At 63.4% G+C, this 12,698-nt stretch carries 12 protein-coding genes and 1 pseudogene; 10 read left to right on the top strand and 3 right to left on the bottom strand.

Annotated elements, in window-relative coordinates; genetic code table 11:
- Positions 1 to 10 precede the first annotated feature (10 nt).
- Positions 11 to 487 (bottom strand): MarR family winged helix-turn-helix transcriptional regulator, encoded by a 477-nt coding sequence (locus AC3FKH_RS07320; RefSeq protein WP_488674217.1) that lies wholly within the window; start codon positions 485 to 487, stop codon positions 11 to 13.
- 580 nt (positions 488 to 1,067) lie between these two features.
- Positions 1,068 to 1,163 (bottom strand): annotated as a pseudogene (locus AC3FKH_RS07315) (IS5/IS1182 family transposase); the annotation flags it as partial.
- Between the two features lie 57 nt (positions 1,164 to 1,220).
- Between AC3FKH_RS07315 and AC3FKH_RS07310 the strand changes: the two are divergent.
- From AC3FKH_RS07310 to AC3FKH_RS07290, 5 genes are read left to right on the top strand one after another with little or no spacing between them, the layout of a single operon-like run.
- Positions 1,221 to 1,985: a PIG-L deacetylase family protein gene (locus tag AC3FKH_RS07310; protein ID WP_488674216.1), complete on the top strand. Its 765-nt coding sequence runs from the start codon at positions 1,221 to 1,223 to the stop codon at positions 1,983 to 1,985.
- On the top strand, positions 1,982 to 2,686 hold the full coding sequence (locus AC3FKH_RS07305; protein WP_488674214.1) for a 4-carboxy-4-hydroxy-2-oxoadipate aldolase/oxaloacetate decarboxylase: 705 nt from the start codon (positions 1,982 to 1,984) through the stop codon (positions 2,684 to 2,686). The genes AC3FKH_RS07310 and AC3FKH_RS07305 overlap by 4 nt, the downstream gene beginning before the upstream one ends.
- Before the next feature lie 13 nt (positions 2,687 to 2,699).
- The gene (locus AC3FKH_RS07300) at positions 2,700 to 3,809 is read left to right on the top strand and encodes a 4-oxalomesaconate tautomerase (protein WP_488674212.1); all 1,110 of its coding nucleotides are present in this window, start codon (positions 2,700 to 2,702) and stop codon (positions 3,807 to 3,809) included.
- 5 nt (positions 3,810 to 3,814) lie between these two features.
- Positions 3,815 to 4,567, top strand: a complete 753-nt coding sequence (locus AC3FKH_RS07295) for an alpha/beta fold hydrolase (protein WP_488674859.1) — start codon at positions 3,815 to 3,817, stop codon at positions 4,565 to 4,567.
- Positions 4,564 to 5,040, top strand: a complete 477-nt coding sequence (locus AC3FKH_RS07290) for a nuclear transport factor 2 family protein (protein WP_488674211.1) — start codon at positions 4,564 to 4,566, stop codon at positions 5,038 to 5,040. Before AC3FKH_RS07295 ends, AC3FKH_RS07290 begins: the two co-directional genes overlap by 4 nt.
- 101 nt (positions 5,041 to 5,141) lie before the next feature.
- Here AC3FKH_RS07290 and AC3FKH_RS07285 read toward each other — a convergent pair whose 3' ends face one another.
- Positions 5,142 to 6,149: a LysR family transcriptional regulator gene (locus AC3FKH_RS07285; RefSeq protein ID WP_488674209.1), complete on the bottom strand. Its 1,008-nt coding sequence runs from the start codon at positions 6,147 to 6,149 to the stop codon at positions 5,142 to 5,144.
- A 181-nt stretch (positions 6,150 to 6,330) separates the two neighbouring features.
- Here AC3FKH_RS07285 and AC3FKH_RS07280 point away from each other — a divergent pair, with 181 nt between their 5' ends.
- The 5 genes from AC3FKH_RS07280 to AC3FKH_RS07260 all read left to right on the top strand — a co-directional run bounded on the left by AC3FKH_RS07280 (position 6,331) and on the right by AC3FKH_RS07260 (position 12,685).
- On the top strand, positions 6,331 to 7,632 hold the full coding sequence (locus AC3FKH_RS07280) for an MFS transporter (RefSeq protein ID WP_488674208.1): 1,302 nt from the start codon (positions 6,331 to 6,333) through the stop codon (positions 7,630 to 7,632).
- Positions 7,633 to 7,728: 96 nt separating this feature from the next.
- On the top strand, positions 7,729 to 8,799 hold the full coding sequence (locus tag AC3FKH_RS07275) for a porin (protein ID WP_488674206.1): 1,071 nt from the start codon (positions 7,729 to 7,731) through the stop codon (positions 8,797 to 8,799).
- 61 nt (positions 8,800 to 8,860) lie between these two features.
- Entirely contained in the window at positions 8,861 to 10,360 is a 1,500-nt protein-coding gene (locus tag AC3FKH_RS07270; RefSeq protein ID WP_488674205.1) for an FAD-dependent monooxygenase, read from the top strand.
- 4 nt (positions 10,361 to 10,364) lie between these two features.
- Complete coding sequence (locus AC3FKH_RS07265) at positions 10,365 to 11,702, top strand: amidohydrolase family protein (protein ID WP_488674203.1); 1,338 nt, start codon at positions 10,365 to 10,367, stop codon at positions 11,700 to 11,702.
- A gap of 11 nt (positions 11,703 to 11,713) precedes the next feature.
- Positions 11,714 to 12,685, top strand: a complete 972-nt coding sequence (locus tag AC3FKH_RS07260) for an alpha/beta hydrolase (RefSeq protein ID WP_488674201.1) — start codon at positions 11,714 to 11,716, stop codon at positions 12,683 to 12,685.
- The last annotated feature ends 13 nt before the right edge of the window (positions 12,686 to 12,698 follow it).

Below are 12,698 nucleotides of genomic sequence, written 5' to 3'. Positions count from 1 at the left end.
CCGATCTCTGTCAGTCCCTTCCGACTTTGCCCAGCAACTCAATGAGTTGGCGACGCTCAGATTCAGTTAGCCGCACCGCTAGCGCCTTCTCAACTTCCGCCACCTGGCGCCCGTACTCAGTCAACTGTGTGCGTCCAGTTCGCGTCAGCGAAAGCGCGTAACTTCTACGGTCGTCCGGGACTGTCTTCCGTTCAATCAAGCCTGCATCCTCCAACGCGTCGACGACCTTTACCATGCTGCCACGTGCGATGCCCAGACGTTCGGCCAGGGCAGACTGACTGATACCGTCTTGATCACCGATCATCGATAGTGCCGTCATGCGAGCCGGCGATATGGAATCGGGGCCCAAAACTCTGAAGAAGACTTCGTAGGATCGGACTTGTGCGCGCTTGATGGCATACCCCAATGAGTCTGCCTGGAAGTCGATCAGCGGATCAATGCTAACGACGCCTTTAGCTTCTGAATGTGCGGGACGCGACTTCGCCATGTGAAGAGGGTAACCACCCGTCAAGGTTCAGGAACGGCCAGCGTAGCATAACATATTGTTTGCTAGGCTTACAGTATTGTGAGTCGTCAATGCGCGCAGCGCCGCGGTTGGCCGGTGTCTCCGGGCAATTGGATCAGGAGCGAGCGGTTGATGGCGCTGGGCAAACGTAGCCCCACTGTTGCCACTGAAGATTAGCGGCGGCAGGCCAGGTGCCGCCATGGGTCACTCGCCTCGAACACTGTGGCGTCAACAGATATGTCATTCGTCATTTCTTGAAGATAAGTCAGCACGCCTGGCGGCGTGCGAGAGTGCCGGTTTCGATCTCGTGGCACGGCACAGGCATCGCGGGCAACTGAGTGACTTCTGACCGTACTGCACCCATGCTCTTTGCAATGGGATATACGCATAACGTATCGATTGTGCGATCAAAGTGAATCGACGGAAGCTGAGTGCCGGCATACAGTTGTTCGTGCGGTGAGACGGAAGGTATGGCCCCACGGACCTAGGAGCAAGCGCTGGCGACGCGCCTCAATTCAGTGGCGAAATCAACTCAGGCATGGCTCTAGTCTGCTCCAGCGAATCAATAAGCGGACAGTGACAGGAAGGGCTTATGGACAGGGGCATATCGTTCGAGTCGAATCTTCAGGCGTCGGAATGAATGGAGCCAGGCTATCGATCCAGCGCTCCATGACCCAGTGCACTGCTTTTAGTGTTGTATCCAAACGAGCAATTTATGAGTACGTCCAATCCAACTCTTAATGTACCCACGCAAAGCAAGTCTGGGCTGGTCGTTAGCGCCCACTCGGCAGACTTCGTGTGGCGCGCCGGTGGTGCGATCGCCGCTCATGTGCGGCAGGGCTATCGCATGAAAGTCGTTTGTCTGTCCTTCGGGGAGCGTGGTGAGTCCGCAAAGCTTTGGCGAAAGGGCGGGGACATGACCCTTGACAAAGTAAAGGCGGCTCGCAGGGAGGAGTCGCAACGTGCCGCGGACGTGCTTGGTTGCGAAGTCGAATACTTTGATCTGGGCGACTATCCGCTGCGTGTATCCGATGACGCGCTGTTTCGTCTCGTTGACGTTTTCCGCCAACTACAGCCAAGCTTCGTGCTGAGCCATTCGGAACAGGATCCCTACAACTTTGATCATCCATTGGCGATGCATGTCGCACAGGAGGCGCGCATTATCGCGCAGGCGGAGGGACATAACCCTGGACAGAAAGTCGTGGGAGCTCCCGCGGTTCTTGCCTTCGAGCCCCATCAGACGGAACAGTGCCAGTGGACACCCAATACCTTCCTGGACATTACCGATGTCTGGGAGACCAAGCGTAAGGCCATTGAATGCATGGCCGGACAGGAGCACCTGTGGGAGTACTACACGCGAGTCGCGCTTCAGCGGGGCGTGCAGGCGAAGCGCAACATCGGTATCACGGCGGCGCGTGACATTCAGTATGCCGAGGCCTATATGCGCCTCTCCCCTAACGTTCTGGAGACGCTGGCATGAAGCGTGGCGTAGTGGTACGAAATATTCCGCGCGCTGATGCGGCGCTGATCAAGACGCTCGAAGCCGCGGGCAGTGCGACGGTGCATGAGGCGCAGGCGCGGCTGGGCATGCTTTCCACCTACATGCGGCCGATCTGGCCAGGGGCCGCGGTTGCTGGCAGCGCCGTCACGGTGCTTGCCGCGCCCGCGGATAACTGGATGTTGCATGTGGCCGTGGAACAGTGTCAGCCCGGCGACGTCCTGGTGGTGGCGGTGACCTCGCCTTGCGATGATGGCTATTTTGGCGACCTCCTTGCCACTTCATTGCAGGCACGCGGGGTGCGTGGCCTGGTGATTGATGCGGGTTGCCGTGATGTTCGGTCACTGAAGGAGATGGGGTTTCCCGTGTGGTCGAAGGCGATTTCGTCGCAAGGGACCGTCAAAGAAACACTCGGTTCCGTCAACATTCCTGTAGTTTGTGCCGGACAGCTTGTCACGCCGGGCGATGTGGTCGTCGCAGATGACGACGGCATTGTTGTTGTGCCCGTAGCGACCGTCGGCACGGTTGCTCGAGCGGCAGCGGCGCGCAGTGAAGATGAAGCGCAGAAGCGGGCGATTCTCGCTGATGGCACGCTGGGCTTGGACTACTACAACATGCGCGAGAAGCTCGCGGCCAAGGGCCTGCGGTATGTGAACTCGTTGTCCGATCTGGACGCGCTGTAACGACGGAGGGCATATGCAGACACGCATTCCATGTGTGCTCATGCGAGGTGGTACATCCAAGGGAGCCTATTTTCTCACGCCGGACTTGCCCGCCCACCCGGCCCAACGTGACCAGGTATTACTTGCGGTGATGGGATCCCCCGATCGTCGTCAAATTGATGGGCTAGGAGGCGGGGATCCACTGACGAGCAAGGTCGCCATGGTGTCGCCGTCGTCACGGCCGGATGCCGACGTGGATTATCTCTTTGCGCAAGTAGTCGTGGAAGAGGCGCGCGTCGACTACGGGCAGAACTGCGGAAATATCCTCGCTGGCGTGGCGCCATTTGCAATCGCGCGTGGACTTGTGCCGGCCGGTGATGACGAGACGCGCGTGATCATTCATATGGTCAACACGGGCCAGCTTGCTGTGGCAACGGTCAGCACGCCGGGGGGGGAAGTCCGCTACGACGGGGTGGCGCGCATCGATGGCGTCCCGGGGACTGCCTCGGCCATCCCGATCGAATTTCGGGACACACACGGCTCCACTTGCGGCGCGCTGCTGCCGACCGGCCGTGCGGTCGATATGGTCGACGGCCTGGAAGTCACGTGTATTGACAACGGCATGCCGCTGGTGCTGATTCGAGCCAGAGATCTGGGACGGACCGGCTACGAGTCGCGCGAGGAGCTCGACGTCGACGGAGAATTGAAGCAGCGGCTGGAGTCGATCCGACTTCAAATGGGACCGCGCATGAATCTTGGCGATGTATCGGCCAGAACCGTTCCCAAGATGTGTCTGGTGGCGCCTCCGCGGGCCGGAGGGGTGATTTCCACTCGAACCTTCATCCCGCACCGCTGCCATGCATCGATTGGGGTTTTGGGCGCCATCAGCGTCGCGACGGCCGCGGTGTTGCCGGGTTCGGTGTGCCGGGATGTGGGCGCTCCGACGAGCGGGATGCATCGACGGCTGGCAATTGAGCATCCGACCGGGGAATTCACGGTGGACCTGTCGCTCACGGAGCGTGAGGGCGGGGACTCCGTCGAGGTTCGGCGTGCAGCGCTACTCCGCACGGCGCGCTGGATATTTGACGGCTTTGTACATATTCCGCGTGCGGTGTGGGATGGAGAACTACCGAAACAACTATGAGCACCATGAGTAAGCCAACACTTGTACTGCTGCCCGGTCTGTTGTGCGACGAGAGAAACTGGGAGCATCAGCGTTTGTTCCTGAGCTCGCTGGCAACGTGCCTTGTCGCGGACTACGGTACCCTGAACAGCATTGAGGCGATGGCCAAGCATGTGCTGTCCAGTACAACTGCGCAGCGGTTCGCGGTGGCCGGGCATTCAATGGGCGGGCGGGTGGCCCTGGAGATCGTTCGACAGGCGCCGGAGCGAGTCGTCCGGCTTGCACTGCTCGACACCGGCTTCCAAAGTCTACCGTCGGGCGAGACCGGTCTGGAAGAGAAGAAGAATCGATATGCCCTACTGGCGAAGGCGCGCGCCGAAGGCATGCGTGCGATGGGGCGTCAATGGGCTCGGGGGATGGTTCATCCGGGGCGACTTAATTCGGACGTGTTCGAAGACATTCTTGCCATGATTGAACGGAAGACGGCAGAGGTTTTTGAAGCGCAGATCGAAGCTCTGCTACGTCGACCGGATGCCAGCTCTGTCCTAACGGAAATCGATTGCCCGACCCTCCTGCTCTGTGGGCGAGAGGACAACTGGAGTCCCTTGGCCCGACACGTGCAAATGCAGGAGCGCATTCGTGGCGCGGCCTTGGATGTCATCGAACGATCCGGGCATATGACAACCATGGAGCAGCCGGAAGCGGTCTCGCTCGCGCTTGCCAAGTGGCTGGGCAACGATGCAAACCTCGCCATGGGCGAAACCGGCTATCTGGCATGAATCCATCCCACGTACGAGACCAAGAACGGATCGCGGCGATGGACCGGCTAATGGCGGAGGAGGCCTGTCGTCGATTGATTCTGGAATCCGCGTCACGTGCCGATGCGCCGGATGCGGATGGCCTCTCCAACCTCTACACTCCGGAGGGTGTTCTGGTACGGCCCGGCGCCGCACCACTTCAAGGCAGGGCAGCCATCGCCGCCGCCTATCGTGGGCGTCCGGTGGAGCGCATTACCCGCCACCTACTCACCAATGTTTCCGTGACGGTTGCTTCGCGCCACGCCGCGTCTGCGGTCAGCACTGTCTTGCTGTGGAGTACCGACCAAGGCGAATTCTGCGGGCCGTTCGGCAGGCCCGCGCACCCGCGCCAGGTCGTCGGGGAGTTTCATGATGTCTTCACGCGGTGCGACGGAGAGTGGCTCATCTCCCGGCGGGAGGCGAAGTTCATTATGTTCGCAGAGGGACGATCATGACCCGGGTCGAGTCTTTGCCGATCCCGGATGGACGCCTCGCGCCGTTTCCTGCGCGCGGTTGGGCATCGCCAAATCGTCCACGCTAGCGACTTTCCATCGTTCTACGCTTTCGCAGCGCGTTTCCTTGCCGGTGCAGCCATCAGCGGGTCCGCCGGCGCAGATGCACCGTCCCCCGCTCCCGCCGCTTTCGCGCTTTCCACCGAGTCCAACTGCCGCGCGGTATCCCGCAGCAATTCTCTGAGCCAGGCGATGGCTGGATCGGTTTCCTGGTACTTCTGCCATTGCAGATGCTCGGAAAACGCCGGCAGCTCGATTGGGCAGTCGAGGCGTCGCAGGCCGAAGCGCTTGGCCATTTGCTGTGCGAGACGCGTCGGCAGTGTTGCGATGCGGTCCGTGCCGGACAGTAGCGCGGGAACCAGCGTGAAGCTCGGGGCGATGACGTCCTGGCGGCGCGTGCGCTTGCCCGTGGCAAGCAGGCGCGCATCGAAGGTTAGCCGCCGACCGCCACCCCATTCGACGCCGATGTGGGCGCCGTCAAAGTAGGACTCGGCCGTCAGGCCGGTTCGCGCCAGCGCGCTGTCGCCGCAGACGAGACAGGAGAAGGTGTCCTGGAACAACGGCTCTGACGGGTGGCCGGGCACCCTGGCGAACTCCGGCGCGATCAACAGTTCAGCTTCACCGCTTTCCAGGTGCTCTGGTGTCTGCGGGCTGATCGCGCGCAGATCGAACTGCATCAGCGGCGCCAGCTCGGCGGCTCGCCTGATGACCTGCGACAGGAACACACTGATCACGTAGTCGGATGATTCGATGATGAAGCGGCGCGACGACGACGCGGGATCGAACGAGGGGCGCGCCCGCGTGATGGTCTGGATCTGCAGCAGCACGTCCCGCACCGGCTTGATCAGCTCCATGGCCAGCGGCGTCAATACCTGCGTCTTGCCAACGGCGACCAGCAAATCGTCTTCGAAATATTCCCGCAGTCGGCTCAGGGAGCAACTCGTCGCGGGCTGGCTTAGGAACAGACGCTCCGCCGCCTTGCCGACGCTGCGGGTCGAGAGCAAGGCGTCGAGCACGACGAGCTGGTTGAGGTCGAGTTTGTTGAAGCGCATGGCGGCGGCATGTATTTACAGAATGGATGTTTCTAATTTAAACAATAAATTTTGTAAATGTCACTACGGAGCGAATAATCCAACGCAACGGCGAGTCAGAGCCGCGTGAAAACTAGAAAACGGAGACAAGACAGTGATTCCAGAGCCTCACACAGAGCAGTCTGCTACGTCACAATGGGCATTGGTCGCCACCCTGACGGCGGTGATGATGCTGGCGCAGATTGACAAGAACATCCTGGTGCTGATGGTCGGGCCGATCCAGCGCGAATTCGGCGCCAGCGACCTGCAGATCAGCTACCTGATCGGCGCGGCCTTTGCCGTGTCGAATATCGCCGTGGGTTTGCCAGCGGGCTGGATGGCCGACCGCTATAACCGCCGCCTGATCATCGCGGTGGGCGTGCTGGTGTGGTCGGTTGCGGTCGCCGCCAACGCGGTGGCGGCGGGGTTCGTCACGCTGGTGGTGGCGCGCATCATTGTCGGGGGTGCGGAAGCGCTGATTCCGCCTTCCGCTTATTCGCTGATCCGGGACGGCGTCGACGACCAGCGGCGCGCACGCGCGCTGTCGGTCTACACCATGGCGCTGATGCTGGGCACAGGCCTGTCGCTGGTGCTGGGCGGGCCGATGCTGCACTGGATCCAGTCGGCGGGCATCCGCTCGATCCCGCTGGTCGGGCAAGTGGCGCCGTGGCAGATGACGCTGTTCCTGATCGGCATCTGCGGGCTGCCCGTTGGCTTGCTGATCTTCCTGAACCGCGACCCGGGTCGCCACGCGGATGCCGCGCACAGCGGCAAACCGGACACGAAGGCGGCGATCCGGCATCTCGCCGACAACAAGGCGCTGTTCGTGCCCCTGCTGGCCTTCGCTGTCTGCAATGCGATGATCACCTATGGGTTGGGCGCGTGGATTCCCACCATGGTGGTGCGGCGCTTCCAGCTTGGCATGGCCGAGATCGGGCTGATTCAGGGCAGCCTGCTGCTGACCATGGGACCGCTCGGCCTGTGGCTCGCCGGGCTGGCCATGGATGCGCGCTCGCGGGCCGACCGGCTCTCCGGCGTGGCGCTGGTCGGCCTGGTGGTGAGCATTGCGGTGCCGGCCCTGACCATCCTGCTGTGCATGACCCATACCCTGGCCGGCTTCTGGCTGGTCGATGCGATGGTCGTGCTGTTCTCCTGGACCTTCATGGCGGTCACCTCGACGATTGTCGCCAGGAAGGTGCCGACGAATGCGGTGGGGCTGGTAATGGCGATCGTGTTGGTCCTGAACGGGCTGATCGGCCAGGGCCTGTCGCCGACGCTAATCGCGCTGGCAGGCGGGCAGTTGTTCGACGCCGGCCCGGAAGCGCTGGCGCATGGTATGGCCCTGGTGTTTGCTATTGCCGGCACGCTGGCGGTGGCGGCGGCCGCCTGGATGTACCGCTCGCTGTTGCATGCCGAAGCGGCGGCCGGTTTCTCCGGCGCCTCCGCGCAAGCCCCTTTGCGCTGATTCCCCCAAAGACGCGTTGATCCACGCGGGCTGTTGCAAGGCGGCCGCGCAGGGACCCGTGCGGCCCGAAAAAACCAGAAACACGGAGACACAGGAATGAGGAAGTTAGCTGTGGCGCTGGCCTGCGCCACCATGTTGGCGGTCTGCCACCTGCCCGCCAGGGCGCAATCGTCGGTCACGTTGTCCGGCCTGTTGGGGAGCGGCGTGTCCTACACCACCAATGCCGGTCCCGGTGGCGGCGGACAGTTTCAGCTCAGCGGCACGCACGCCGTGCCCTTTATCGCCATGTCGGGCAAGGACGCGATCAACGGCGATACGGCGGCATTCTTCCGGTTGAGCAAATATGCCTTCCTGGATACGGGATTGTCGACGCCGTTTGAGAGCTATGTCGGCGTGAGTTCCAACACCTTCGGTACGGTTTCGCTGGGCTCCATGTACGACCTGCTGGCCGATCTGGTGCCCTTTACCTCCGAGCGCTACACCTCGCTGCTGGCCACGCACCCCGGCAACCTGGACCGGACCGTGGGCAATTCGCTGAATAGCACGGTCAAGTACAAATCGCCAGCAATTGGTGGGCTGCAGTTCGGCGCGATGTACGCCTTCGGCAATGCCAGTTCGACGACCAATACCGGGCGCGCCGTGGGCGCCGAGGTCAGCTACAGCGGCGGGCCGGTGCAAGGCGTCATCGTGCTGGAATCGGTCAACGGCGTGCCCTATGCACCCGGCCAGAAACTGGGCATTACCCGGCTGTATGGGATCGACTTCAGCGGCAATCCCACGGCATCGATCTTCCAGAACCAGGACACTGCCAGCGCCGGGATTGCGTATGCCGACCACGGCTGGCGGGTGATGGCCAATTACAGCTACACGCGCCTGTCTGCGGCAGGTGCGCGCGAGACTGCGCAGTCTATCGATGTCGGCGCCTACAAGTACGTCACGCAGCAGCTTCGCCTTGGCGGCGGCTATTCGTACACCAGCCTCGATCCCTACAAGTGGAACCAGTTCCACGCCCATCTCGACTATGCGTTGTCGAAGCGGACCAGCCTCTATGTGCTCGGCGTGCTCCAGGTGGCGGGGTCGGGGCAGCTTGCGGTGATGCGCAACCAGCCGCCCGCAACGTCGTCGCGCCAGCTCGTGCTGGAAGCGGGCATGACGCACCTGTTCTGACTGGAAATCGTTTAGCGCGCCACGGCGCTTCCGGCTTTGGCCCTAGAAGGAGAACTGAAACATGCAGTGGGATGTGATTGTCGTTGGTGGCGGGCCTTCGGGGCTGACCATGGCTGCGGAGCTCGCCGGGTCCGGCGTGAGGACGCTGGTGCTGGAACGCCGCACCGACGGGGTCCAGTCGCGCGCGGGGACCTTGCTGCCCCGGGTGCTTGAGCTGTTCGATGCGCGAGGGATTGCGCATCGCTTTATCGAGAAGACCCGCTCGATCGCGGATTATCCGTTCCGGCCTTCGCATATCTGGGCGGGCTTCCACCCAATCGAATGGAAGCACCTGGAGTCGCGCTTCGGCTTTACGCTGGGCCTGCCGCAAAACCTCACCGAACAGATCTTGTGGGACTGGGCGCTGGAGAGCGGGGCAGAAATCCGCGCGGGCATGGAAGTGCGCGACGTGCGTCAGTCGGATGCGGGTGTCGAGGTCGACGTGGTCGATGCCACGGGCGTCGCCGTCACCCTACAGGCCCGCTATGTGGTCGGCGCCGATGGCGGTCGCAGTGTCGTGCGCACCCGGCTGGGCCTGCCGTTCGAGGGGCATGCGGGGACCTTTCGCGGCATCGTCCTTGACGCCGAGCTGCAGGCGCCATGGCCGGGCGGGCGCATCAATGTCGATAACGAGATGGGCTGGGTGCGCGGCTACGTGTTCGGCGACGGCATTACCCGCTTCAATATCGTCCATCGCGACCGGCGGCATGCCCCCAAGGACGAGCCGGTGACACTGGAAGAAGCGCTGCAATGCATCCGCGATGTGCACGGCACCGACTACGGCATCCGGTCGTATCGCTGGGCGTCGCGCTTCGACGACCAGATGCGCGCGGTACCCACGTTGCGCAAGGGGCGGGTCTTCCTGGTCGGGGAATCGGCACGCATCCATTACCCGGCAAGCGGCGTGGGCATGAACTTCTGCCTGCAGGATGCCTTCAACCTCGGCTGGAAGCTGGCCAATGTCGTCCATGGCCTGGCGGACCCGGCCACGCTCGATACCTATGATGCCGAGCGGGTGCCGGTCATGCACGCGCTGCTGGAAAGCGTGAAGGCCCAGTGCGCGCTGCAGTTCAGCTTCGGGCCGGAAGCCATCGCGCTGAAGCGCCGCATGCAGGCGCAGATCATCCCGCTGCCTGATGTGCAAAGAAAGCTCGTACGCGAACTGTGCGGCCTGGAAGCGCCGTATCCGCGAGAGGCGGACAGCCACCCGCTGGCCGGCCTGCCTTGCCCGGACCTCGACCTGCTACTGCCGGACGGCAGCGCGATATCCGTGGCACAGACCCTCCGGGAGCGCCGCTTTGTCCTGATCGACCTGGAAGGCTTCAGCCGCCAGTTCGCCGCCATGGACCTGTCGGCGCTGCCGGTCACCGTGCTGGCGGCGCGTGCCGCCCGCACGCCGGCCTCCATGGACGGCGTGAAGGCGCTGCTGCTGCGTCCGGATGGCTACGTGGCCTGGGTAGGCACCGACGTGGCACGCGCCGGCGAGGTGGAAGCACAACTGTCGAAATGGCTGAGGCGGTGAGGCGATGAACGATCGACGTGTATTGTTGCGCGGCGGCTGGGTGCTCAGCATGGACCCGGCAGTGGGCGACCTGCGCCAGGGCGATGTCCTGATCGAAGGCGACCGGATCACCGCCGTGGCCCCGCACATCGAGGCTACGGCAGCGGAGCAGATCGATGCGAGCGGCATGATCGTGCTGCCCGGCTTTGTCGATACCCATCGGCACACCTGGCAAAGCTGCGTCAGGCATCGCTATGCCGATATCGATCCGCAGATATATTTTGCCGAGATGCTGGGCGCCAAAGGCGCGGCGTTCCGGCCGGAAGATGTCCAGATCGGCACAATGCTTGGCGCGGTGTCCGCCCTGGACAGCGGCATCACCACCATGCTGGACTGGTCGCACGTGCAGAACTCGCCCGAGCATGCGGACGCCGCCATCCTCGGCTTGCGCGATGCCGGCATCCGCGGCGTGTTCGCGCACGGGTGGCCGCTGGTCGACGGGCCATCCTGGATGTTCGACAGCCGGCGCGCCCATCCCGCCGATATCCGGCGCCTGCGCGAGCGCTACTTCTCGTCGGATGATCAGTTGCTGACGCTGGCGATGGCCGCGCGCGGGCCGGAGATGGCATGCCGCGATGTCTGGCTAGCCGACCTGCGGCTGGCGCGCGAACTGGGCATCCGCTCCTCCATCCACATGGGTGCCTACGCCCGCAATGCACCGGTGCAGGGCATTGCGCAGATGCATGACACGGGCGTGCTGGGCGACGACCTGACCTTCGTGCATTGCTGCTTTTCCAGCGCGGAAGAGATCGCGATGATGGCCGACGCCGGTGTCAGCGCGTCGCTAGGCGTGCATTGCGAAATGAACGCGCAGGGCATCGGCGACATTCCCTTCGATCGCTTGCTTGCCGCCGGCATCCGTCCCAGCCTGAGCGGAGATACCGAAACCAAATGCTCGGGCGACATGTTCACCCAGATGCGCCACGCCTTTGCCTACTACCGCTCGTGGATGGGCGGCGGCCACTCGCACGTGGCGAATGCGCCGGCAACGCTGTCGCTGCGCGACGTGCTGGAGTTTGCCACGGTGGCGGGAGCCAGGGCAAACGGGCTGGCGCACAAAGTCGGCTCGCTGACGCCCGGCAAGCAGGCCGACATCATCATGATCCGCGCAGATGATCTCAATCTCGCGCCGGTCTCTGATGCGGCAGGCGCCGTTGTGCTGGCAGCGCATCCGGGCAATGTGGATACCGTGTTTGTCGCCGGCCGTGTCGTCAAACGCCATGGCCGCATGACGAACATTGACCTGGACGCATTGCGCCGGCGCGCCTTGGCCTCGCAGCACTACGTTCTCGGCCTCCAATGAAGGAACACCCCATGCACACTCCACTTGACCCGGAACTGGCGGCCATCGTGGCTTCGATGCGTGCGGCGGATGCGCCGGCTCCGTTCTCCGGCACGCCTGACGAGGCCCGCGAACGCATGCGGGTTGCCATCCAGGCAGCGCACGAGCGGGCGCCGCTGCCGGCAGTCGGCGCCATCGAGGACTGTATTGCGGTCCATGAGGGCGCGCGCGTGCCGGTGCGGGTCTACCGACCCTACCATGCATCGATGTCGCTGCCAACAGTCGTGTTCTTCCACGGCGGCGGCTTTGTGCTGGGCAGCGTCGCGCTGATGGACCACATCGCGCGGAAGCTTTGCCGCGACGTCAATGCCGTCGTCGTTTCGGTCGACTACCGGCTCGCACCCGAACATCCGTTTCCAGCCGCGCATGACGACGCGCTCACAGCAACGCTGTGGGCGCTGCGCAATGCCGGCGAACTGGGCGGCGACAGGGCGCGGGTCGCGGTGGCCGGGGAAAGCGCGGGCGGCAACCTGGCCGCCTCGACCGCGCTCAGGCTGCGCGACCAAGGGCGCCTGGCGGCGCAGTTGCTGGTCGTGCCAGGAGTCGATTTCGCACGCGATATCGGGCGGATCGAAGCGTTGCGCAGCGACTTTCCGATGCTGTCGCCTTCCGACCTGCGCGATATCTCGCGGCTGTACCTCGGCGAGAACGCTGCGCTGGCCGACTGTTTCCCGCCGTCACCGATGCATGCCGCCGACCTTCATGGCGTGGCGCCGGCAGTGGTGGCGGTGGCGGGACACGATCCGCTGCAGGCGGAAGGCGTGACCTATGCAGGTCGGCTTGCCGCGGCTGGCGTGCCGGTGCGTGTGCTTCGCTTCGATGACATGTTCCATCCCTTCTTCGGCTTCTTTGAAGCCTCCGCATCGGCGTGCCGCGCCCATGACGACATCTGCCACGCCTTCCAGGCGTGGCTCAGCCAGCACGCCGGTTCCGTTCCAACGTGACGGCACGAGCTTT

This window comes from Cupriavidus sp. 21MJTG02-4, assembly GCF_057798975.1.
The sequence above is the reverse complement of the archived record's forward strand: the minus strand, read 5'-3'. Positions and strand labels throughout refer to the sequence as shown.